The 22369-nt window shown below is 71.9% G+C and carries 23 protein-coding genes; 5 read left to right on the top strand and 18 right to left on the bottom strand.

All coding sequences use genetic code 11. The features are described from left to right. Positions 1-27: 27 nt before the first annotated feature. From ACIPTO_RS08790 to ACIPTO_RS08770, 5 genes are all read right to left on the bottom strand, one after another. Positions 28-1017 (bottom strand): malate dehydrogenase, encoded by a 990-nt coding sequence (locus ACIPTO_RS08790; RefSeq protein WP_366316351.1) that lies wholly within the window; start codon positions 1015-1017, stop codon positions 28-30. Positions 1018-1380: 363 nt separating this feature from the next. Next, a complete protein-coding gene (locus ACIPTO_RS08785; RefSeq protein WP_401190303.1) occupies positions 1381-2571 on the bottom strand; it encodes a DUF2690 domain-containing protein in 1191 nt (396 codons plus the stop codon). Between the two features lie 74 nt (positions 2572-2645). After that, the gene (locus tag ACIPTO_RS08780) at positions 2646-3107 is read right to left on the bottom strand and encodes a helix-turn-helix domain-containing protein (protein ID WP_401190301.1); all 462 of its coding nucleotides are present in this window, start codon (positions 3105-3107) and stop codon (positions 2646-2648) included. 255 nt (positions 3108-3362) lie between these two features. Further along, on the bottom strand, positions 3363-3887 hold the full coding sequence (locus tag ACIPTO_RS08775; protein WP_401190299.1) for a DUF3017 domain-containing protein: 525 nt from the start codon (positions 3885-3887) through the stop codon (positions 3363-3365). Continuing rightward, on the bottom strand, positions 3877-4731 hold the full coding sequence (locus ACIPTO_RS08770; RefSeq protein ID WP_366316357.1) for a bifunctional methylenetetrahydrofolate dehydrogenase/methenyltetrahydrofolate cyclohydrolase: 855 nt from the start codon (positions 4729-4731) through the stop codon (positions 3877-3879). The genes ACIPTO_RS08775 and ACIPTO_RS08770 overlap by 11 nt, the downstream gene beginning before the upstream one ends. A 244-nt stretch (positions 4732-4975) precedes the next feature. On the opposite strand from ACIPTO_RS08770, the gene ACIPTO_RS08765 reads away from it, so the two are divergent. Continuing rightward, the gene (locus ACIPTO_RS08765) at positions 4976-5581 is read left to right on the top strand and encodes an RDD family protein (protein ID WP_401190298.1); all 606 of its coding nucleotides are present in this window, start codon (positions 4976-4978) and stop codon (positions 5579-5581) included. A gap of 173 nt (positions 5582-5754) precedes the next feature. On the opposite strand, the gene ACIPTO_RS08760 is transcribed toward ACIPTO_RS08765, so the two are convergent. The 3 genes from ACIPTO_RS08760 to ACIPTO_RS08750 are packed head-to-tail and all read right to left on the bottom strand — an operon-like array spanning position 5755 to position 7094. After that, positions 5755-6033: a DUF397 domain-containing protein gene (locus ACIPTO_RS08760; protein ID WP_401190296.1), complete on the bottom strand. Its 279-nt coding sequence runs from the start codon at positions 6031-6033 to the stop codon at positions 5755-5757. A 25-nt stretch (positions 6034-6058) separates the two neighbouring features. Continuing rightward, positions 6059-6262, bottom strand: a complete 204-nt coding sequence (locus ACIPTO_RS08755; protein ID WP_401190294.1) for a DUF397 domain-containing protein — start codon at positions 6260-6262, stop codon at positions 6059-6061. Then, positions 6243-7094 (bottom strand): helix-turn-helix domain-containing protein, encoded by an 852-nt coding sequence (locus ACIPTO_RS08750; RefSeq protein WP_401190292.1) that lies wholly within the window; start codon positions 7092-7094, stop codon positions 6243-6245. The genes ACIPTO_RS08755 and ACIPTO_RS08750 overlap by 20 nt, the downstream gene beginning before the upstream one ends. A gap of 109 nt (positions 7095-7203) precedes the next feature. On the opposite strand from ACIPTO_RS08750, the gene ACIPTO_RS08745 reads away from it, so the two are divergent. Continuing rightward, positions 7204-7413, top strand: coding sequence for a hypothetical protein (locus tag ACIPTO_RS08745; protein ID WP_401190290.1), 210 nt, complete (start codon positions 7204-7206; stop codon positions 7411-7413). Then, positions 7410-7823, top strand: coding sequence for an ATP-binding protein (locus ACIPTO_RS08740; RefSeq protein WP_366316366.1), 414 nt, complete (start codon positions 7410-7412; stop codon positions 7821-7823). Before ACIPTO_RS08745 ends, ACIPTO_RS08740 begins: the two co-directional genes overlap by 4 nt. On the opposite strand, the gene purH is transcribed toward ACIPTO_RS08740, so the two are convergent. Both purH and purN read right to left on the bottom strand, forming a co-directional pair. Further along, positions 7795-9360: a bifunctional phosphoribosylaminoimidazolecarboxamide formyltransferase/IMP cyclohydrolase gene (gene purH, locus ACIPTO_RS08735; RefSeq protein ID WP_401190288.1), complete on the bottom strand. Its 1566-nt coding sequence runs from the start codon at positions 9358-9360 to the stop codon at positions 7795-7797. The genes ACIPTO_RS08740 and purH overlap by 29 nt on opposite strands. After that, positions 9357-9986 (bottom strand): phosphoribosylglycinamide formyltransferase, encoded by a 630-nt coding sequence (purN, locus tag ACIPTO_RS08730; protein ID WP_366316370.1) that lies wholly within the window; start codon positions 9984-9986, stop codon positions 9357-9359. The genes purH and purN overlap by 4 nt, the downstream gene beginning before the upstream one ends. Before the next feature lie 301 nt (positions 9987-10287). Here purN and ACIPTO_RS08725 point away from each other — a divergent pair, with 301 nt between their 5' ends. Then, positions 10288-11058, top strand: coding sequence for a hypothetical protein (locus tag ACIPTO_RS08725; RefSeq protein WP_401190286.1), 771 nt, complete (start codon positions 10288-10290; stop codon positions 11056-11058). Between the two features lie 22 nt (positions 11059-11080). Here the strand turns inward: ACIPTO_RS08725 and ACIPTO_RS08720 are convergent, their stop codons facing one another. Beyond that, complete coding sequence (locus tag ACIPTO_RS08720; RefSeq protein ID WP_401190284.1) at positions 11081-12997, bottom strand: DUF6350 family protein; 1917 nt, start codon at positions 12995-12997, stop codon at positions 11081-11083. A 96-nt stretch (positions 12998-13093) separates the two neighbouring features. On the opposite strand from ACIPTO_RS08720, the gene ACIPTO_RS08715 reads away from it, so the two are divergent. Then, positions 13094-14353, top strand: a complete 1260-nt coding sequence (locus tag ACIPTO_RS08715; protein WP_401190282.1) for a sigma factor-like helix-turn-helix DNA-binding protein — start codon at positions 13094-13096, stop codon at positions 14351-14353. Between the two features lie 126 nt (positions 14354-14479). Here ACIPTO_RS08715 and sucD read toward each other — a convergent pair whose 3' ends face one another. The 7 genes from sucD to ACIPTO_RS08680 form a co-directional block, all read right to left on the bottom strand. Then, positions 14480-15364: a succinate--CoA ligase subunit alpha gene (gene sucD / locus ACIPTO_RS08710; RefSeq protein ID WP_366316378.1), complete on the bottom strand. Its 885-nt coding sequence runs from the start codon at positions 15362-15364 to the stop codon at positions 14480-14482. Positions 15365-15385: 21 nt separating this feature from the next. Beyond that, positions 15386-16564, bottom strand: coding sequence for an ADP-forming succinate--CoA ligase subunit beta (gene sucC / locus ACIPTO_RS08705; RefSeq protein ID WP_366316380.1), 1179 nt, complete (start codon positions 16562-16564; stop codon positions 15386-15388). A gap of 443 nt (positions 16565-17007) precedes the next feature. Next, positions 17008-17211, bottom strand: coding sequence for a hypothetical protein (locus ACIPTO_RS08700; RefSeq protein WP_366316381.1), 204 nt, complete (start codon positions 17209-17211; stop codon positions 17008-17010). An 80-nt stretch (positions 17212-17291) separates the two neighbouring features. Continuing rightward, the gene (locus ACIPTO_RS08695; RefSeq protein ID WP_401190280.1) at positions 17292-18293 is read right to left on the bottom strand and encodes a hypothetical protein; all 1002 of its coding nucleotides are present in this window, start codon (positions 18291-18293) and stop codon (positions 17292-17294) included. A 166-nt stretch (positions 18294-18459) separates the two neighbouring features. Continuing rightward, complete coding sequence (locus ACIPTO_RS08690) at positions 18460-19686, bottom strand: VWA domain-containing protein (RefSeq protein WP_401190278.1); 1227 nt, start codon at positions 19684-19686, stop codon at positions 18460-18462. Continuing rightward, positions 19683-19832, bottom strand: coding sequence for a hypothetical protein (locus ACIPTO_RS08685; protein WP_401190277.1), 150 nt, complete (start codon positions 19830-19832; stop codon positions 19683-19685). Before ACIPTO_RS08685 ends, ACIPTO_RS08690 begins: the two co-directional genes overlap by 4 nt. Next, positions 19829-22240 carry a DUF5682 family protein gene (locus ACIPTO_RS08680; protein WP_401190275.1) on the bottom strand — a complete coding sequence of 804 codons (2412 nt, stop codon included), beginning with the start codon at positions 22238-22240 and terminating at the stop codon, positions 19829-19831. Before ACIPTO_RS08680 ends, ACIPTO_RS08685 begins: the two co-directional genes overlap by 4 nt. Between the last annotated feature and the right edge of the window lie 129 nt (positions 22241-22369).

Raw genomic sequence — 22369 nt, 5'->3', positions numbered from 1 at the left:
AACCGGGGCGGGGCCCACGAGTTCGGCTCAGATGAGGCCGAGGGAGCGGACCGCCTCGCGCTCCTCCTCCAGCTCCTTCACCGACGCGTCGATGCGGGCGCGGGAGAACTCGTTGACGTCCAGGCCCTGGACGATCTCGTAGACGCCGTCCTTCGTGGTGACCGGGAAGGACGAGATGAGGCCCTCGGGGACGCCGTAGGAGCCGTCCGACGGGATGCCCATCGAGGTCCAGTCGCCGTCCGCCGTGCCGTTGACCCAGGTGTGGACGTGGTCGATGGCGGCGTTCGCGGCGGAGGCCGCCGAGGACGCGCCGCGGGCCTCGATGATCGCGGCGCCGCGCTTGGCGACGGTCGGGATGAAGTCGTCGGCGAGCCACTGCTCGTCGTTGACGGTCTCGGCGGCGTTCTTGCCGGCGACCGTGGCGTGGAAGATGTCGGGGTACTGGGTGGCGGAGTGGTTGCCCCAGATGGTCAGCCGCTTGATGTCGGCGACCGTGGTGCCCGTCTTCTTCGCGAGTTGGGTCAGCGCGCGGTTGTGGTCGAGGCGGGTCATCGCGGTGAAGCGGTCGGCCGGTACGTCCGGGGCGGCGGCCTGCGCGATGAGCGCGTTGGTGTTGGCCGGGTTGCCGACGACGAGGACCTTGATGTCGTCCGCGGCGTTGTCGTTGATGGCCTTGCCCTGCGGCTTGAAGATGCCGCCGTTCGCGGAGAGCAGGTCGCCGCGCTCCATGCCCTTGGTGCGGGGGCGGGCGCCGACGAGGAGGGCGACGTTCGCGCCGGCGAAGGCGACGTTCGGGTCGTCCGTGATGTCGATGCCCTGGAGCAGCGGGAAGGCGCAGTCGTCGAGCTCCATCGCGGTGCCCTCGGCGGCCTTGAGCGCCGGGGTGATCTCCAGGAGACGCAGCTTGACCGGCACGTCCGCGCCGAGCAGCTGGCCGGAGGCGATGCGGAAGAGCAGGGCGTAACCGATCTGGCCGGCCGCGCCGGTGACGGTGACGTTCACGGGAGTGCGGGTCATGGCGTTCTCCGTTATGACAGCTGGCGGTGGGGCGGCACTGCCCCGGGGTGCGGGACGTACAAATGATCGATCTCTTGGCATCAAGAGATCCACCGGTCAGGCTATCGCGCATCCGCGATCCCGGACTCCCGGGTCCGTGTGGCCCACCCCACAGAGCCGGGACCGGGGGCAGCGGTGACCGGGGCCGGAAAGCGCGAAAGGCGGCCGTCCGGCTCGGGAGAGGAACACCGGACGACCGCCGTGGGGGGACCGCGGTCCGGAACTCCCGTGGGGGTACTTCTCGTCTGCCCGCTCCCGGAACGGCCATTCCGCACGTACACCGAATCCCCACACTTGCGGCCTGATCCGCCGGACAGGCCCTGGCTAGGCGGTGCACCCCTTCTGCCCCGACGCCAGCGTCACACACGCCCTCGCCTCACCGGCGTCCTTCACGGCCACCATCGGGGTGTACGCGATGGCGTCACCGGCCGCCGTGATCGTGTCGGTCTCCTTGACGGTGCCCGCACTGATCTGCACCGAGTCCCCGGCGACACCCGTGGTGATCCGGCCCCAGGCGGCGCCGCAGGTCCTGCTGTAGCGGACCTCGACGACGGTCGTGCCGACGGTCGCGGTCCTCGCGGTCGTCACCGCGCCCGCCTCCGTGGTGCAGCCCATCGCCTCGGCGTCCTTGCCGGTGCAGCCGTCGCCCACGCACTTCACCCCGGCCGGCGGCTCGGTGGTCGCGCCGGTGGACGCCGAGGCCGAGGTGTGCGCGGCCGCGGCCTTCCCGCCGTCGCCGTCATTGCCGTTGGTGAACAGGAAGACGGCCCCGATCACGGCGAGAGCCCCGAGCACCCCGGCACCGAACATCAGTGCCCGGCGCCGGGCACCGCCCGTGCCCTCGGGCGGTGCGGGCCGTACGGGTTCGGCACCGGGGACCGGCGCCCCGGGTCCCGGCTTCGCGACGGGCGCCGGGGCAGCGGGCCGGGCCGGCCCCGGATACCCGGCGATCCCCCACGAGTTGGCGACCTTCCCGGCCCCCTCCCGCACACCCCCCGGAGCACCTGCCGGCACCCCCTTCGAAGGAGTTTCCCGTACGCCCCGGTCGGGCGCCGTCGGCTGCGGCGGCACCGTCGGGGACACGCCCGCCGGGCCGGCGATCCCCGGGGTCGCGGTGACGCCGCCGCCCTTGCGGAACATCCTGCCGCCCTTGGCGGGGGCGGCCGGGGCCGCCGCGGGCCCGTCCAGCGCCGCCCGCGCCCGGGAGATCCGGAGCGCCTCCATGGTCGTGTCGTGCCGCAACTCGGAACGGCTCCAGGCGCGCTCGGCCAGCTCCCACATCGTGGTCAGATGGACGGGGCTGGTGCCGGTGACCTCGGCGAGGGCGATGACCGCGCCCTTGGGAGCGAGGAGCCGTCCGTTGAGATAGCGGTCCCAGGACGTCCTGCCGTAGCCCGTGCGGTCGGCCAGCGCCGCGATGCTCAGCCCGCTGCGGTCCACGAGTCTGCGCAACTGGCTCGCGAACTCCCTGACCTGCGGATCGAGTTCATCCGGCAAGGCCTTCCAACGAGGCATTGCTTCCCCCTCTGCCCTGAATTGTCCACACTGACGCGGTTGTCGGCCGGCTTCGTTGCATATCCTCAGACGTGTCAATACGTCGACACAAGGGCCGCGACTCCCACCACGGCGGTGAGGAGCAGCAGAAGCAACAGCACCAGCGTGTACCGGAGCAGCCGTCCGCCGGGCCGCTGTGCCGGCTCCTCGGGAGGCGTGTCCCACCAGGGCAGGGTCGGGTCGTCCCGGTACTCGTCCCCGCCGTCCGGCCGTTCGGGGACCGGCACCGGCCGGGGCCAGGCCTGGACCGCCAACTCCCAGCGCACCCCTATGCGTTCGGGGTCGACGCCGGCCACCCGGCACAGGGCGAGCACGGCCTGCCGGGGCGGGGGCTGGGTGGCGTTGAGATAGCGGTGCCAGGAGGACTTGCTGTAGGCGGTGCGTGCGCCGAGCGCGACCAGGCTGAGCCCGGTGCGGTCCTTGAGGAGGCGCAGCTGCTCCACGAAGTGCCGTACCTCCGCCGGCAGTTCGTCCGGCAGCGGCTGCCAGCCGCCCATCGCACCTCCCCGGTGTCCCCCGCGTCCCCTTGCGCCCGCTCCGAGCGAAATGACGACATCGGAAGGGGAACGGTTCCCTCGTCGCCGCACGGTGCGGGCCACGTAGCGAAACGGTCACCCCCCTGCCACAGCGTGCCGACAGCCGTTGAACAGGGCGTCGACAGCGCGCCAGGCTGCATGCAGACGGCGGCGCGTCCTTCCTCGGGGGAGAGGACGGGCCGCCGTCGTGCACCGCGAACCGCCCGGTGCCGGGCGCTAGTTGCTGTTGACCGTGTAGTGCAGCGTGTCCTTGAGGTACGGGATCGTCAGCCACGGTTTGGGTTGCGCCATCAGCGCCAGCAGGACGATCGCGACGCCCAGGACGGCGTAGGTGACGATGTCGGTGAAGCGGGAGCGGACGGCGAGCATGCCGACGTCCGGCATGACCCAGCGCAGCACGGCACCGGCCAGCAGGGCGGCGCCGATCAGCAGGATGCCGTAGCGGAAGACGTCGAAGGCGGTGAGCAGGAGGCCGAGGCCGACCGTGCCGAGGACGGCGAGGATCGGCCACTGGCGGGCCGGGGCCGGGGCGTCCCGCGGAGCCGCCCGGCCGCCGCCCTCGGGGCGTGCGGTGTCCCGGGTGAAGAGGGGGAAGCGGCGGGTCACCCGGCGCGGCCTGCCCTCGGCGTCGGGCGCGCTGACCGGGTCCGTGACCTCGATGTCGTCCGTGACGTCGGTGACAGCGGCGTCCTGGGTGTCCTGGGTGCCCTCGGTCTTGCCGGGGTTGCTGTCAGGCGACACTGCGCTCCGCCGCCTCGACCACGTTGACGAGCAGCTGGGCGCGGGTCATCGGGCCGACTCCGCCGGGGTTCGGGGAGATGAACCCGGCGACCTCGGCGACACCGGGGTGGACGTCGCCCACGATCTTGCCGTCGGCATTGCGGGAGACACCGACGTCAAGGACGGCAGCGCCCGGCTTCACGTCCTCCGGACGGATCAGATGGGCCGAACCGGCGGCGGCCACGATGATGTCGGCGCGCTTGAGGTGCGAGGAGAGGTCGCGGGTGCCGGTGTGGCACTGGGTCACGGTGGCGTTCTCGCTGCGCCGGGTGAGGAGCAGGGGCATGGGACGGCCGATGGTCACACCACGGCCGACGACCACGACCTCCGCGCCCTTGATCTCCACGCCGTAGCGGCGGAGCAGGGTGAGGACGCCGTTCGGGGTGCAGGGCAGGGGGGCCGGCTCGTTGAGGACGAGGCGGCCGAGGTTCATCGGGTGGAGGCCGTCGGCGTCCTTGTCCGGGTCCATCAGTTCGAGGATGCGGTTCTCGTCGATGCCCTTGGGGAGCGGGAGCTGGACGATGTACCCGGTGCAGGCCGGATCCTCGTTCAGCTCCTTCACCACCGCCTCGATCTCCTCCTGGGAGGCGGTGGCGGGCAGTTCGCGCTGGATGGACGCGATGCCCACCTGCGCGCAGTCCCGGTGCTTGCCGGCGACGTACTTCTGGCTGCCGGGGTCGTCCCCGACCAGGATCGTGCCGAGGCCGGGCGTGACGCCCTTCTCCTTCAGCGCCGCCACGCGGGCGGTCAGATCGGACTTGATCGCGGCTGCGGTGGCCTTGCCATCGAGAATCTGGGCGGTCATGGACCCATCCTCGCGGATGACGCCCTCCGGGTTCCAATCCGGGTACACGCCGGGTGTATCACCATGATCACTGATGTTGCACTTACACAACACCTATGGAATGCCGCTGGACAAAAACTCGCCCCGAATAGAACGATGAACGGCGCAGCACTGCGGTAGGTGTTGGGGGGCAAGCCGCTCATATCGTGACGTACCTCCGCGCAATCCGCATCGTCCCCGCATTGCCAACGGAGGAAAACCCGCCATGAGCTATGACCCCAACAACCCCTACGGGCAGCCGCAGCAGAACCCCCAGCAGGGCTACGGCCAGCCGCAGGGCCAGCCCGGTTACGGCCAGCCCCAGGGCCAGCCCGGCTACGGCTACCCGCAGGGCGCCCCCCAGGGCGTGCCGCCGCAGCAGGGCTACGGCTACCCGCAGCAGCCGGCCTACCCCGGTTACCAGCAGGCCGGTTACGGCGCGACCCCGCCGTACGCGAACTGGGGCCAGCGCTTCCTGGGCACGCTGGTGGACGGGCTCATCTTCCTGGTGCCGTACATCCTGATCATCGTCGGCAAGGGCAAGGGCGCGCTGGTCGCGATCGGCGCCCTCATCATCATCGGCGTCGCCATCTGGCAGCTGATCCAGGAGGGCAGGACCGGCCAGACCGTCGGCAAGAAGGCGCTGGGCATCCGCCTCGTCCGCGAGAGCGACGGCCAGCCCCTCGGTGTCGGCATGGCGTTCGTCCGCCGCCTCGCCCACTTCCTCGACTCCATAGCGTGCTACCTGGGCTGGCTGTGGCCGGCGTGGGACGCGAAGCGCCAGACGTTCGCGGACAAGGTCTGCGGCTCGATCGTGATCCGCACGCAGTAGTCGGCGGTCCGCCGGAGAACATGACGGCCGCTGGTTCCCGTACACGCAGGATTACGGGAACCAGCGGCCGTTTCGCGTCGGACCGGCCGTGGGCCTGTTGGATCAGCACTCGGGAACGGCCCGGACGTGAAACGCCGCGTTCTCGCAGAGCCTGCGGTGGAGGGCCCGCAGTGTCATGCAGGAGCCCACTCAACGGAACCGGCCCACTGGACGAAGGGGGCCCAGGCGGCGATGGGAACGAGAAGGGCGGGGCCCTGCGGGACCTTGGAGTCCCGGACGGGGACGAGACCGGCGAGTCCGTCGCGGACCTCGACGCATTCGCCACCGCTGCCGTTGCTATAGCTGCTCGCGCGCCAGAGGTCTGCGACCTCGACGCATTCGCCGCCGGTGCCGTTGCTGTAGCTGCTCTTGCGCCACACCGCAGCGCTTAAGTCAGGCTCTGCGCTTGCCATTTCCGTGATCCTCCGAGGTAGAAGGCTAGGCCTGGCCGGCCCAGTCGACGAAGGGCACCCACGCGGAAGCGGGAATGAGCAGCGCCGGGCCCTGCGGGACCTTGGAGTCACGGACGGGGACGAGGCCGGCGAGATCGTCGCGGACCTCGACGCAGTCACCGCCGCTGCCGTTGCTGTAACTGCTCTTACGCCACACCGCAGTACTCAAGTCAGGCCCTGTGCTTGCCATTTCGACAGTCCTCTGCCAGTCGCTCAACCATAGTCAGGGACGCATCTGGTGGTAGTGCCGCGGCCCTGAGCAGATCGTACGACCTGCGGTAGTCCTTCACGAGGGCTGGATAGTCGATCAGTTGGCCACTGTGCAGGCCCTCCGTGTACACCACCGGTGGCGCGTCCGGAAAGGTCATCACTTTGATCATGCCCATCATGAACGGGTGCGCCACCGCCGTTTCCGGCAGGATCTGCAAAACGCCCTGATTACGTCTGATCACCTGCCCGATGTGCTCCAGTTGGACCGCCATTTCCTCTGGCGGCAGCAGCGGCTTACAGATCAGCGACTCGTGCAACACGGCCCAGAACGACGGACGCTCGTCCCGTTCCCAGAGCTTCGCGCGGTCCAAGCGAGCCGCGACCTGCTTCTCGACGGTTTCAGGCGGCAGCCAAGGCAGCGAGGTGTGGACAACTGCGTTGGCATAGCTCTCTGTTTGCAACAGTCCGGGGATGAGCGACGGTGCCCACTCCTCGATCGACTCCGCGCTCTTCTCCATCTCCGCCACATCCGCGAAGTACTCTGCATGCCCCGCCTGCTTCGCCTTTCGGGCGTCTTCGCAGCGGCGGGCGAAAAAGCCGTCCGTGCCGAGGCGTTGGTCGACGTGCTGGGCCAGGTCCAACGGCATTCTCCGCTCGCCGCGCTCGATCTGGCTCAGGAACGGGACACCGCGAAAGCTTCCCTCCGCCAGTTGTTCGAGCGTGAGGCCCGCCGTCTCCCTCTTGAAGCGCAACTCCGCGCCGTAGAAAGAGGGGACGTTCGCCGACGCGTCGGTGTCCTTGCGTGGGGGCACAACTCACCACCGCCTTTTGCCAGTTCCCGGGTGCAACCCAAACCACTGTCACGGTACGAGACTTCGCGTCACTCTGTGAGTGATTCGTCACAGAGAGAGGCGTACGACCATGATCAGTCCCCGGTCCCAGGAGGCCACCACCCGCGTCGCGGAGCTGCAGGCCGCGTTGGCGGCGCACGGGATCATCCTGCCGTCCCTCGGGGTCGACCTGCCCTCGGTCGTCCAGACCTACCGCGCCCCGCTCGTCGAACTCGGCAACTGCAGCCTCGACACCGCCAGGGCCCTCACCGCAGCCCTCCGCAAGGCGGCCGACCGGTGACGTCGCTCCGCCTCGAACTCCTCGCCGTCGCCAAGGCGGTACCGGAGGCCCGTCGTGCCGTACGGGATCACCTCGGCGTCCCGTGTCCCGAAGTCCAGCTCTGCGTCAGCGAGTTGCTGACCAACGTGATCAAGCACCTGGGCGAGGGCACCCCCGTGACCCTCCGGCTGACCCGGACCGGCGGCCGGGTCCGCGTCTCCGTCAGCGACCCGGAGCCGTACGCCTGGCTCGTCGTACGGGATGCCGGGCCGGACGACGAGAACGGGCGCGGGCTGCTGCTGCTCGACGCGCTCGCCGTGCGATGGGGCGTCGAGCAGGGGCCACGGGGCAAGACGGTGTGGTGCGAACTCGACGGCCCGCACCCGCACCGCACGCCCGACCTCAGTGGAAGAAGTGCCGCGTCCCCGTGAAGTACATCGTGACGCCGGCCTTCTTCGCCGCCTCGACGCTCAGCTCGTCGCGGAGCGAACCGCCGGGCTGCACAACGGCCTTGACCCCGGCCTCCAGCAGGACCTCAAGGCCGTCCGGGAAGGGGAAGAACGCGTCCGAGGCCGCGTACGAACCCTGCGCCCGCTCCGCCCCGGCCCGCTCGACCGCCAGCTTCGCGGAGTCGACGCGGTTGACCTGGCCCATACCGACGCCGACCGAGGCGCCGTCCTTGGCCAGCAGGATCGCGTTGGACTTCACGGCCCGGCAGGCCTTCCACGCGAAGGCGAGCTCGGCCAGCTCGGCCGCGGACAGCGCCTCGCCCGTCGCCAGCGTCCAGTTGGCCGGGTCGTCGCCGTCGGCCTGGAGGCGGTCGGTCACCTGGAGCAGCGCGCCCCCGTCGATCGCCTTGATCTCCACGGCGTTCGACGGGCCGCCCGGCGCCTTCAGCACCCGGATGTTCTTCTTCTTGGCCAGCGCCTCCAGGGCGCCGTCCTCGTAGTCGGGCGCGACGATGACCTCGGTGAAGATCGGCGCGACCTGCTCGGCCAGCTCCTTGGTCACCGGACGGTTGACCGCGATCACCCCGCCGAACGCCGACAGCGGGTCGCACTCGTGCGCCTTGCGGTGCGCCTCGGCGACGTCCGAACCGATCGCGATACCGCAGGGGTTGGCGTGCTTGATGATCGCGACACAGGGCTCGTCGTGGTCGTACGCGGCACGGCGGGCGGCATCCGTGTCCGTGTAGTTGTTGTACGACATCTCCTTGCCGTGCAGCTGCTCGGCCTGCGCGAGGCCACCGCCGCTGCCGTCGACGTAGAGGGCGGCGGGCTGGTGCGGGTTCTCGCCGTAGCGCAGGGTGTTCTCGCGCTCCCAGGTGGCACCCAGGAAGTCCGGGAATTGGGACTCGTCGACCGGGGCGTACTCGCTCGCGAACCAGCTCGCCACGGCCACGTCGTAGGACGCCGTGTGCTGGAACGCCTCCGCCGCGAGCCGCTTGCGGGTGGTGAGGTCGAAGCCGCCGTTCTGCACGGCGTTCAGGACGTCGGCGTAGCGCGCGGGGCTGGTGACGACCGCGACCGACGGGTGGTTCTTGGCGGCGGCGCGGACCATCGACGGGCCGCCGATGTCGATCTGCTCGACGCACTCGTCGGCGGACGCGCCCGACGCCACCGTCTCCCGGAACGGGTACAGGTTGACGACCACGAGGTCGAAGGGGGCCACGCCCAGCTCGTCGAGCTGCTGACGGTGGCTCTCCAGGCGCAGGTCGGCGAGGATGCCGGCGTGCACCTTGGGGTGCAGGGTCTTGACCCGGCCGTCCAGGCACTCGGGGAAGCTGGTCAGCTCCTCGACCTTGGTGACGGGCACACCGGACGCGGCGATGCGCGCGGCGGTGGAACCCGTGGAGACGAGCTCCACGCCCGCCTCGTGCAGGCCGCGGGCCAGCTCCTCCAGGCCGGTCTTGTCGTAGACACTGACCAGCGCGCGACGGATGGCTCGCTTGTTGCTCTCGGCGGTCACTGGATAACTACCTTTCGTCCCTCAATGCGATAGCCGTTGCGGGCGAGCCGCCCCACGACATCGACGAGCAGCGTGCGCTCGACTTCCTTGATGCGCTCGTGCAGAGCGCCCTCGTCGTCCTCGTCCCGGATCTCGACCACGCCCTGAGCGATGATCGGCCCGGTGTCGACGCCGTCGTCGACGAAGTGGACGGTGCAGCCGGTGACCCGGGCGCCGTACGCGAGCGCGTCCCGTACGCCGTGGGCCCCCGGAAAACTGGGCAGCAGGGCGGGATGCGTGTTCACGACCCGGCCGCCGAAGCGGGCCAGGAACTCCTTGCCCACGATCTTCATGAACCCCGCCGACACGATCAGGTCCGGCTCGTACGCGGCGGTGGCCTCGGCGAGCGCCGCGTCCCACTCCTCGCGCGTCCCGAAGTCCTTCACCTTGCACACGAAGGCGGGCAGCCCGGCCCGCTCGGCGCGGGCGAGCCCCTCGATGCCCTCGCGGTCCGCCCCCACGGCCACGATCTCGGCGCCGTAGGCCTCGGTGCCTGCGGTCTCGATGGCGTCGAGGAGCGCCTGCAGATTCGTACCGGATCCGGAGACCAGCACGACGAGGCGCTTGGCCACGGGCTTGGCGGCCACGGCGGGGCCCTTTCTCGGGGGAGCGTCGTCTTGTGCGGCCGGCGCGCGCATCCGTACGTCTCGTGCGTTCATACGAATGCTTCGCGCCCCGGGATACGGGGAAGTCTACGAAGCGGCCGACCGTCAGCAACGATACCGGCACACCGGACGGCCCCCACGGGACGGGGGCGTGGCCGGAAGGTAGCGTCTGGGGCGAGCGGGTTCGGGAACGCCGCCCTCGTGCGACGCGTTCACGAAGTGACAGCTCATGAATGACAGTTCATGCCGGAGACGTATCCACCAAGGGGAAGACGCTCTTTTGATGCCGGACCGCAGTCTGCGACTTCTCACGTTCCCGCCGCAGTCGGTACTGCTCCGGGAGCGGCCCACCTCACCGCCCGACGCCCCCTCCGACGGGACGAGCGGCTCGGGCCAGGACGACAATCCGTTCGCGCCGCCGCCCGAAGGCACCCCGGACCGGCCGTGGCAGCCGCGGCGGCCGGAGGGCGGTCAGGGCGGTGAAGGACCGCGGGGCGACGGCGGGCATTCGCCGTGGGGCAGTCAGTGGAGCGACCAGCAGCCCGGCCGTTCCCAGGGCGGCTTCGGCGACCGGCCCGGCCGGCAGGGCGGACCCGGCGGCCAGGGCGGACCCGAGGGACCCGGCGGCGGTCCCGGCCAGGGAGGCATGCGCTGGGACCCGACGGACCCGGCACAGCGCCGTGCGCGGTACGCGCTGCTGAGCGGTATGTGGGCGTTCTTCTTCGCCCTCTTCAGCTGGCCGTACGTGGCCCTGCTGCTCGGCGCGCTCGCCCTCTACTGGGGCGGCAGCGCCCTGCGCGCCAAGCCCGCGGCCGGCGACCCCGGCACCCCGGCGGTGCCCGAGTCGCAGGCCCGCCCGCAGACGACGGCCGCGGTGAGCGGTCTGGTCACCGCGTCCCTGGCGATCGCCCTGGTCGCCGCGATGTTCGCCGCGCAGCTGGCCTACAAGGACTACTACACCTGCGCCAACGACGCCCTCACGAACCAGGCGAAGCAGTCCTGCAACGATCTGCTGCCGAAGGACCTGCGCGGAATCCTGGGCACCAGCAACTGATCCGACGCGCGGGCGGGGCCGGTCAGTTCGCCGGCGGCGGTTCCGGCCCGTCCGCGGGTTCCGAGGATTCCGGTGGCGTCGACGCCTCCCGCAGGGCAGCCCAACGGGCCTCGCGGGAGGCGTCGTCGTACCAGGGGGTGGGCGACGGCTCCGAGGGCACGTCGACGGGCAGGAAGTCGTACGGGTCGAACGTGGGGTCGTGGTCGTAGGCGATGTACGGCTGGTCGACGGGCCCCTGCGCGGGTGCGGGCACCGGCACCGGCTGCTCCGCCCTCCCCGGCCCGCGCGTGCACCAGCCCCGGACGACCGCGAACGGCTTCCGGAACCAGCGCTCCGAGACGTCTCCGACGGACACCGGCGCGGGGACGGAGGCGGGCGCCGGTACGGAGACCGGCGAGGACGCAGAGGCAGGCGCGGCAGCCGAGGCGGGCGCGGACGCCGGTGCCGGGGTGACGGCGGCTCCGCCCTCCCGCGGCCTCCCGATCGTCGGCACGGGCACCCGGCGTTCCCGCAGCCGCCACGCCCGCAGCCCCACCGCCGTGGGCACGGCCGTCGCCGCGATCCACACCAGCGCCGCTCCCCCGGTCTGCCACCACACCGGCCCGAACCGTGCCAGCGCCGCACCGCCGAGCGGCCCGCCGGACAACTCCGCGAGCAGCGCCAGCACCACGGCGCAGAGCGCGGCGGCGAGCAGGGCGGTGGCGGCGGTACGGCCGCGCGCCCAGGGCGCCCGGATCGCGTGGGCCTTCCCCGGGAACGTCTGGGCCGGCTGCTGCCTGAGTCCGGCACCGGCCGCCCGCCGCCGCTGCTCCTCCGTCAACTCGCCTGTGCTGTGCGCATGTTGATCCGCGGTGCCGCCCACCGCGACCCGCGCCACGAACCATCCCGCCATCACCCCGGCGACCACCGGCAGCAGCCCGGCGAGCCAGTTCAGCGGGGTTCCGGCGCCCGCGTCCGGCACCGCCGCGAGGAGCGGGAAGGGCGGGAGGAGGGGAGCAGGGGCCGAGGAGAGGGGGGCGACGGTGTGGTGGACGCCGAGGGCGAAGCCGGGGCCGAGTCCGTAGGACGCCGACCACACCGCCGCGTTCGGGATCAGGGCGAGGCAGAGCAGCAGGACGGCGAACCGGCCCGACAGGCCCTCCGTCAGCTGGAGGAACGAGGTCCGGGCGGCACCGCCGTGCCAGATCAGGGACGTCCCGAGCAGCAGCGCGCCACCGCCGACCAGGACCGCCGTGCCGAGCGCCGCGGCGCGTACGGCGGTGCCGATGCGGGCCCGGGACTCGCGGGCCTCCGGGCCGAGGACGAGCCGTCGCAGCCCCGACGGCAGCAGGATCAGCACGCTCAGCACGGGTTCACGCGGGCGCCCGTAGGCCGTCCACACGCCGGAGCCGGCCGCGCCCGCCGCGAGCAGGGGCAGGCAGACCGCGGTCCAGCTCCAGGACGGGGAGAGTTCGCCGCCGGACGCGTAGAGGGCGGCGGCGGTGCCCACGGCGAGGTAGCCGACGGCGACGCCCGTCCAGGCGGTGCGGGCGGCGATCAGGGGCGGGCCCTCGGGGTCGTCCTCGCCGGTCTCGCCGCCCAGCACCGCGTGCCGTGCGGCCCGGTGCAGCAGCCACAGCGGCAGAGCGAGGAGCAGGAGCGGGGTGACGCCGACGGGTGCGGGGACGCCGGAGAGGGTGTCGGTGCGGACCAGTTCGACGCCGTGCGCGAGGAGCCACAGGGCGGCGGCCACGTGCAGGGCGCCGCCGGGTCCGCTGTCGGGGTAGGGCGAGCTGATCCACAGCACCATCACGAGCACCGCGAACGAGCCGAGTCCGAGGCCCGCCGCGACCGCGCCACCCAACAGGCTGGCGGCCAGTCCGGGGGATCGGTCGCGCATCCGGGTGAGCAGGGGCGACAGCAGCGCTCGGCGGTGGGTCATCGGCATCACACCCGCCATGCTCCCAACGACACGCGCTTTCCCGTCGTAACAGGCGAACCTCGGAAGTGTCGCTCAATATATGTTTATGTACTTTTTCGTACGAAGGGGCGTCCGGTGACGCAGAGCCCTGCAACCCCCCTCCCCCCGCCCAAGGAACGCCGACGCCTGCGCGAGGCGGCCTCGCTGACACAGGCTCAGCTCGCCGAGCGGGTGGGCGTCAGCCGCGAGACGGTGCGGTCGTGGGAGACCGGCCGGACGACACCTCGCGGCGCGAAACGGGAGGCGTACGCGACCTTGCTCACCGGTCTGGGTGAAGAGACGACGGTGACGGACGCACCGGTGAAGCGTCGGGTACCGGTGCCCGAGACCCTCGCGGCGAAGGTACCGGCCGAGGTGCCGACGGCGGCCGAGACGGTGGTGCCGGCCGAGGCGGTCACGGCGGATGCGGGCGCGACGGTCGACGAGGACGTGACGGTGGATGCGGAGGCGACGGCTGACGAGACGGTCACGGCGGACGACACCGCCGTGCTCGCACCCGTCCTCGTCCCCGTGCCGATCGAGGTACCGGCGCGCGCCTCCCTGACGCCCGCTCAGGCCTTCGACGCGCTCTACGCGTTCTGCGCGCCCGCCCTCGTACGGCAGGCCTATCTGCTGACCGGGCGGCGGGAGTTGGCGCGCGAGTCCGTCGAGCGGGCCTTCCAGACCGCCTGGCAGCGCTGGCCCGAGGTCGCCGTCGACCGAGACCCGGCCGGCTGGGTGCGGTCGGTGGCCTACGAGTACGCGCTTTCCCCCTGGCACCGGTTCCGCCCCCGATACCGCCACCCCGAGCCGCCACCCCCCGACACGTCCGACCGCGCCCTGCTGACCGCCCTCCTCAACCTCCCGCCGTCCTACCGCCGCACGCTTCTCCTCTACGACGGGGTCGGGCTCGGGCTCGCGGAGACGGCGGCGGAGACGGAGGCGAGCACGCCCGCGGCGGCCAACCGGCTGCTGCACGCGCGGGAGGCCATCGCCGCGCAGCTGCCCGACCTGTCCGACCCGGGCGAGCTGCGCCGGCGGATGACCGAACTCGCCTCCACCGGGCGGTTGCACGCCGCCAAGCCGCCGACGGTGCGGTTCGTGGGGGAACGGCGGACCGTGTTCTGGACCCGGGCGGCGATCGCGTTCACCGTCGCGATCATCGGGGCGACGGCGTTCACGCTCCAGGTGGCACCCACGCGCTACGAGGCGCCGGTTCCCGTGGGGGAACGGGTGGAAGGGGTGCCCGCACGGGTCGTGCAGGGGTCCCTGTCGGAGGCGGAGATCGCCCTCCGGGACCGGTTGCGGAGCGGGATGACCAGCGGTCCGGAGAGACTGGCCCCGTTGAGCCGGTAGGTCGTCGGGGGCAGGCCGGTGGGGGTTGGTCGCGCAGTAGCTCGACAACCGGACCCGGCACCCCATGACGCGGATGGGCCCGCCCCCACTCAGGGGAACGGGCCCATCGACGTGAAGCGCGGTGGATCAGCCGGCCAGGATCTCGCGGGCCAGCTTCGCCGTCTCGGTCGGGGTCTTGCCGACCTTGACGCCGGCGGCCTCAAGGGCCTCCTTCTTCGCCGCGGCCGTACCGGAGGAACCGGAGACGATGGCACCGGCGTGGCCCATCGTCTTGCCCTCGGGCGCGGTGAAGCCCGCGACGTAGCCGACGACCGGCTTCGTCACGTTCTTCGCGATGAAGTCCGCGGCCCGCTCCTCGGCGTCGCCACCGATCTCACCGATCATGACGATCAGGTCGGTGTCGGGGTCGGCCTCGAACGCGGCGAGCGCGTCGATGTGCGTGGTGCCGATGACCGGGTCGCCACCGATGCCGACGGCGGACGAGAAGCCGATGTCACGCAGCTCGTACATCATCTGGTACGTGAGCGTGCCGGACTTCGAGACCAGGCCGATACGGCCCGGCTTGGTGATGTCGCCCGGGATGATGCCGGCGTTCGACTGGCCCGGGGTGATGAGACCGGGGCAGTTCGGGCCGATGATCCGGGTCTTGTTGCCCTTGGCCACGGCGTACGCGTAGAACGCGGCCGAGTCGTGGACGGCGATGCCCTCGGTGATGACGACCGCGAGCGGGATCTCGGCGTCGATGGCCTCGACGACGGCGGCCTTGGAGAAGGCCGGCGGTACGAAGAGGACGGACACGTTCGCGCCCGTCTTCTCCATCGCCTCGGCGACCGTGCCGAAGACCGGGATCTCGGTGCCGTCGACGTCGACGGACGTGCCCGCCTTGCGGGGGTTCACGCCACCGACGATGTTGGTGCCGTCGGCCAGCATGAGCTTGGTGTGCTTCATGCCCGTGGAGCCGGTCATGCCCTGGACGATGACCTTGCTGTCCTTGGTGAGGAAGATAGCCATGGCTGTTTTGTCCCTCGTCCCTTACTTCGCAGCCGCGAGCTCGGCGGCCTTGTCGGCCGCGCCGTCCATGGTGTCCACGCGCTGGACCAGCGGGTGGTTGGCGTCGGAGAGGATCTTGCGACCCAGCTCGGCGTTGTTGCCGTCGAGGCGGACGACGAGGGGCTTGGTGACTTCCTCGCCCTTGTCCGCGAGCAGCTGCAGCGCCTGGACGATGCCGTTGGCGACCTCGTCGCACGCGGTGATGCCGCCGAAGACGTTGACGAACACGGACTTGACGTCCGGGTCGCCGAGGATGATCTCCAGGCCGTTCGCCATCACGGCCGCGGACGCGCCGCCGCCGATGTCGAGGAAGTTGGCCGGCTTCACGCCACCGTGGTTCTCACCGGCGTACGCGACGACGTCCAGGGTGCTCATGACGAGACCCGCGCCGTTGCCGATGATGCCGACCTCGCCGTCGAGCTTGACGTAGTTGAGGTTCTTCGCCTTGGCGGCGGCCTCGAGCGGGTTGGCGGAGTCGTGGTCGATCAGCGCCTCGTGCTCCGGCTGGCGGAACTCGGCGTTCTCGTCGAGGGAGACCTTGCCGTCGAGCGCGATGACGCGGCCGTCGGCGACCTTCGCGAGCGGGTTGACCTCGACGAGGAGGGCGTCCTCCTTGACGAAGGTGTCCCACAGCGTCACGAGGATCTCGGCGACCTGCTCGGCGACGTCGGCCGGGAACTTGGCCTGCGCGACGATCTCGCGGGCCTTCTCGATGCTCACGCCCTCGTTGGCGTTGACCGGGACCTTCGCGAGGGCCTCGGGGTTCTCCTCCGCGACGACCTCGATCTCCACGCCGCCCTGGACGGACGCCATGGCGAGGAAGGTGCGGTTGGTGCGGTCGAGGAGGAAGGAGACGTAGTACTCCTCCACGATCTCGGGCGCGGTCTCGGCGATCATCACCTTGTGGACCGTGTGGCCCTTGATGTCCATGCCGAGGATGTCCGTCGCCCGGGCGACTGCCTCGTCCGGGGTGGCGGCGAGCTTCACGCCACCGGCCTTGCCACGGCCGCCGACCTTCACCTGGGCCTTGACGACGGACTTGCCGCCGAGCCGCTCGGTGGCTGCGCGGGCCGCCTCAGGCGTGTCGATGACTTCACCGGCCAGCACCGGTACATCGTGCTTGGCGAAGAGGTCCCTCGCCTGATACTCGAACAGGTCCACGCGCTTCCGTCCTCAGTGATATCGCGGTTCGTTGGATGCGTGGGCGTGCCGCGAAGGGCAACGTGACGTCCGCTGTCACAAGGGAGGCGCACACGGTGACCGAGCGCGCGGCATGTCCGTCTCGCAGGTTATCCCTGCTTGCAGGGGGCCCCTAAATCGAGGGTCACACCTGAGCGGTGATACCTGTCACATGATGCCGGAATTCGTGACACGGAGTGCCGCTCATGGGGAGGAACGGGCAGGTCGTTCGCGTGAGGTCCGGACGCGGACCGGATGCCGTCCGGAGGCGGTCCCGGGCCAGGGAAGGGTGGGGGGACGGGCCAGGGTACGGGTGAGGGGCCTCGCCGGGTTGGGGTTGGCCCGGCGAGGCCCCGGACCGTGAGACGTGCTCCGGACGAAACGACGGCATTCGACCGTCCGGGGTCACCGCCTCACGGAGTCGGTCACTCCCAGTGCCGGGCCCGGCGCGCCTCGGGGGCGGGGGCGGTCTTCCGGATGCAGACATTGCGTGCGGCCTGGGCACCCTGGATGGCCGCCGCGGCCCGGACCCTGGAGTGCCCGGGGACGGAGACATGGGCGTCGACGAGGCGTCGGCGGAGTTCGGCGGGGGTGAAGTCGGAGTTCGCGCTCAGGCTGTTGATGCTCATGCGTACGTCGGTTCCTCAGAGATTCCGGGGCTGGAGACATGGCGACATTCCGGACAGCTCAGCTGCCGGAAGGGCCTTGCCTAACCCGGGAAGACGGGAACGTCCCGGTACCTGTCCCGTGTCTCCGCCGCGTCCACCCGTGCCACGACACCGGGCACGATCCGCACGGCCACCCGGTACTCCGACGTCACGGCCTGCGCGTCGCAGTGCCGCGACGCCCCGCCGTCCACACCCGACTGATCCCGCGAGGCGCCGTCGGGATCACCGGCGGGCGCCTGATGCCGTGCGGGCGCGCCCCCGACGGACGGACCCGGGACATGCCTCACGACCGCATGTCCTACGGCGCCGGGCGCATCGCCGGTGTCCACGAAGCGCGGCCCGTACGGGTCGCCCACGCCTACCGTCACCTCGGCGGGCGTCGCGTCCGGGTGCTGCCCGGCGTCCGAGGGCTGCGGGGCGGACCGCGCGGGCACCGGGGTCGGCACGGGCGCGGTGTCCGCCGGAGACGCCGGTGCCGGAGACGCCGGCTGTCCCGGCACCACCGGGACCGAGGGCGACGTGGGCACCGAGGGAACCGTGGGGACCGACGGCAGCGTGGGCAGGGTCGGCAGCAAGGGTGTCCTGGTCAACACCTCGGTCACCGTCTGCGTCACCACGTCCGTCACCGGCCGCACGACCCGCTCCACGGTGTCCGAGACCGAAGCCAGCACGGGGGTCAGCACCGGACCGAGAACAGGAACCGAGGCCCGGGCATGCCCGGCCACGGGAACGGACGGCGCCGACGGAGCCTCCTCGGCCGCCGTGACGGACTTGGCCGACGTGACGGACTTGGCCGCCAGGATGGGCTTGGCCGACGGGACCGGCTTGGGCAGCGGAGCCTTCCTGGCCACCGGAACGAGGCCGGCCGACGAACCAGGCTCGGCCGTCGGAATCCGCTTGGCCGCAAGGGCGGGCTTGGTCGGCGAAGGTGCCAGCGGGGTCACCGGGCGGTGCCCCGTCACCCCGTCCGCCGCCTGTGCCTGTCCCCCGCACAGGAACCCGAGCACGAACAACCCGCCCACCAGCAGCGCGACTTGAAGCACGCGTCGACGCACACGCCGCCCAACCGCCGTACGCGTCACGCGCACAGCGGCACCGGGCAGTGCGGCGGGCCAGTTCATGAGGTGACGATCCTCGCACGGGTGTCCGGCGACCGCACAAGCCCCCTCCGGCTCAGGGCAGTTCACCACGAGGGCGCAGGGCGGTTCATCACGCCGTGTCCGGTATCGGCAACGGCCGCTTCTCGATCGCCGCCGCCATCACCTCCGGGAACAGATCCGGTGTACAGGCGAACGCCGGTGCACCCAACGCGCCCAGCGCGGCGGCGTGTTCGCGGTCGTAGGCGGGCGCGCCCTCGTCGGACAGCGCGAGCAGCGTCACGAACTGCACCCCGGACGCCTTCATCGCCGCGACCCGCTTGAGCATCTCGTTGCGGATGCCCCCTTCATAGAGGTCGCTGATCAGCACGACGACCGTCTCGGCGGGCCGGGTGATCTGCGACTGGCAGTACGCGAGCGCCCTGTTGATGTCCGTGCCGCCGCCGAGCTGGGTCCCGAAGAGCACGTCCACCGGATCGTCGAGCTGGTCGGTGAGGTCGACGACCGCCGTGTCGAAGACGACGAGCCGGGTGTTGATCGACCGCATGGAGGCGAGCACCGCGCCGAACACGGAGGCGTAGACGACGGACGCCGCCATCGAGCCGGACTGGTCGATGCAGAGGATGACCTCCTTCTTCACGGACTGGGACGCGCGCCCGTAGCCGATCAGCCGCTCCGGCACGATCGTCCGGTACTCGGGGAGGTAGTGCTTGAGGTTGGCCGCGATCGTGCGGTTCCAGTCGATGTCGTGGTGGCGCGGCCGGTTGATCCGGGCGCTGCGGTCGAGCGCGCCGGTGAGAGTGGCCCGGGTGCGGGTGGCGAGCCGCTTCTCCAGGTCCTGGACGACCTTGCGGACGACTGCCCGCGCCGTCTCCTTCGTGGTCTCCGGCATCGCCTTGTTGAGGGAGAGCAGCGTGCCGACGAGATGCACGTCCGCCTCGACCGCCTCCAGCATCTCCGGTTCGAGCAGCAGCGCGGACAGCCCGAGCCGGTCGATGGCGTCGCGTTGCATGACCTGGACGACGGAGGACGGGAAGTACGTCCGGATGTCCCCGAGCCAGCGCGCGACGGACGGCGCCGACGCCCCGAGCCCCGCCGAACGGTCCTTCGCCGTCGACCCCTTGTCCCCTCTGCCGTACAGCGCGGTCAGCGCCCCGTCCATCGCGACGTCCTGCCCGGCCAGCTCGCACCCGGTGCCGTCGGCCGCCCCGCCCCCGAGCACCAGCCGCCACCGCCGCAACCGCTCCTGCCCGGGGTCAGCGACCCCGCCGGCCCCACCGACCGCGACCGCCTCGGCGGCCCCGGTGCTGCCGGCCGTCCCGGTGGTGCCCGTACTCATCCGCGCACCCCCGTACGCAGCCCTTCCCACAGCGGTACGACCCGCACGCCCTTCGTCTGGCCGCCCTCGGCCCGCCGCCCGCGCACACCCTCGCCCGCACCCGGCGTCTCCGGCTTCCTGCTGGCCTGCCTGCCGTTGTTCGTCATCCCGCCGCCTCCACAAGCTCGTTGTCGTCCAGCCCCAACAGCAGCCGCAGCACCGGCACGACCGCGTCCGCGCGCCCGGCGTCCGGCTCCGCGCCGAAGCCGGGTATCCCGGCGGCCGCCGTCGTCGTACCCGTCTGCTTCCCCGGCCCGCGCCGCACCAACTCCCCGAGTGTCCGGCGCACCCCCGGCTCGTACGACGAGAACGTCCGCCTCAGCAACGGCAGGACGTCCGTGAACGCCTCCGCCGGCACCCGGGTCAGCCACTCGTCCACCAGCCCGAGCAGCCGCTCGTCGTGCACGAGGAGCAGACCGCCCCCGCCGCCCACGAACCCCTCGATCCACGCCGCCGCGTCCGCCGGAGGTGTCCCGGGCGAGAGCACCAGCCCCATCAACCGGGCCGCCTCGTCCGGCCCCAACTCCCCTTCGTCGAGCAGAAGTCGGACGGCCCGCCCGCGAATGACTCCGGGAACGGTGTCCCGCGCCGAGAGCGTGCGGAGCACTGCGCGCCACCGGGCCCGCAGGTCACCATGACCGGATCCGGGGTCGCCCGCGTCGCCCAGCAGACCCACCGCCCCGTGCACCGCGTCCACATGCCGGCGCATCTCCTCCGCGGCGTCCCCGTCGAGGGCCGCGCAGGCCGGGGGCAGCCCGACGAAGACCCGCTCGGCGAGGCCCGCCGCCACCTCCGTCAGCGCGCCGGTGTCGGTGCCGCGGACATCGCCGTAGCGCAGGGAGCGGACCAGCGCGGGCAGCGCCTGGGCGAGATGGCCGACGTCCGTGTCCAGGGCCGCGCGGTCGGCGAGGACCTTCATCACCACCGGGAGCGCGTCCGGCAGTTCGGCCAGCAGGCAGCGCTCGGCGAGTGCGGTGACGTCGGCGAGGCTCTCCGCCCCGACGGCGTCCGCCTCCGCCTTGGCCGTGGCCGCGGCCGGCACCGTGGTGCCCCACACCCCCGCCTCGGCGACCCGCACCGCCAACTCCGGCTCCCAGCGCAGCCGCCAGGTCTCCCGGAACGTCCCCGTGCTCCCCCGCGACGCCGTCGGCTCGCCCCACTCGATGCGCAGCAGCCGCAGCCGGTGCAGGAGCGTGCTGCGCCCGGCGTCGATCTCCTTGCGCAGGTCGAGCTCCACCTCCCGCTCCAGCGCCTCCGGTTTCATCCGCAGCCTGCGCTGCGCGCGGTCGAGGTCGCGCTGCAGGGGCACCGCGGGCGCTCCCGGCGGCACCTCGCCCAGCACATCCCCGACCACGAGCCGGTCCCGCACCAGCGACAGCGGGACGTCCGAGCCCTCGCACATCACCGCGCGCACCGCGTCGGTGGTCTCCCCGAGCCCCGGCAACGGCCGCCCGCGCATCACGGCGAGGGTCTCCGCCAGCCGTACGGCCTCGATGACATGGGCCGAGGAGACGATCCGGTCCTCCTCCCGGAACAGCCCCGCGACCTTGGTCATCCACCGCTCGACCGGCCGGTCCGGCGCGCCGAAGAGATGGCCGTACCAGCCCGGCGAGTCGATCCCCGCGCCGTAGCCGCTGGCCCGCGACAGGCGGCGGTGCGTCCACGGCACCCAGGTCAGATCGGCCTTGACCTTGGGCAGCCCCTTCAGCAGCGCACGGTCCGCGGCGACCGACGCCTTCCGCCGCAGCGCGGGCACGTGCCACGCCCCGCACACCACGGCCACGTCGTCCCCGAATTCCCGCTGCGCCGAGCGCACTTGAAGCCGCATGTACGCCTCGCGCACGAGATCCCGGTCGTGCCCGCCGACCCCGTACGTCTCGCGCAGCGCCCCCATCGCCTCCTCCAGCGCGGTGAACGGCGCGAAGGCGTCCCGCTCGCCCGCGCCCCGGTGCTCGACGACGTCCTCCCACCAGCGCTCTGGGTCGTCGTACCCCGCGGCCTCGGCGAGGACGGCGAGCGGGTCGACGCGGATGTCGGCGTCCGGGTCAGAGGGGTCCTGGGCGGCGGGGTCCGGGACAGCGGGGTCAGGGGCGGTCGGGTCCGGCGGCTGCTCCTCCCCCGTCGGCCCGTCCTCGGCGTCGGCCTTGTCGTCGGCCTTGTCGTCCTTCCCCCACGCCAGGGTGTGGGTGGCCGGGAGGTCGATGAAGCGGGCCGGGACCCCGTGCTCCAGGGCCCAGCGGATCGCGACCCATTCCGGGGAGAACTCGGCCAGGGGCCAGAAGGCCGAGCGGCCCGGCTCGTCCACGGCGTGGGCGAGCAGCGCGACCGGTGGCCGCATGCCCTCGTCGGCGGCCAGCGGGATCAACGCGTCGGCCTCCGGCGGCCCTTCGATCAGGACGACCCGGGGCCGGGCCGCGGCCAGGGCCGCCCGTACGGCGCGCGCCGAACCGGGTCCGTGATGCCGCACCCCGAGCAGCAGCGGCCCGGCGCCCCGGCCCCCCTCAGTCCCTGCCACGTCGTCCCCCTCCCGTCCGGATCCCGCTCCGCCAGTTCCAGCAGTTCCAGTGGTTCAAGCGGTTCAAGTAGTTCGCATAGGCCGGGTAGTTCGAGTAGTTCCAGCTGGAGTCCTCGTCGTCCTGCCGCC

The sequence above is a fragment of the Streptomyces sp. NPDC090083 genome (assembly GCF_044747445.1).
Lineage (GTDB): Bacteria > Actinomycetota > Actinomycetes > Streptomycetales > Streptomycetaceae > Streptomyces.
The sequence above is the reverse complement of the archived record's forward strand: the minus strand, read 5'-3'. Positions and strand labels throughout refer to the sequence as shown.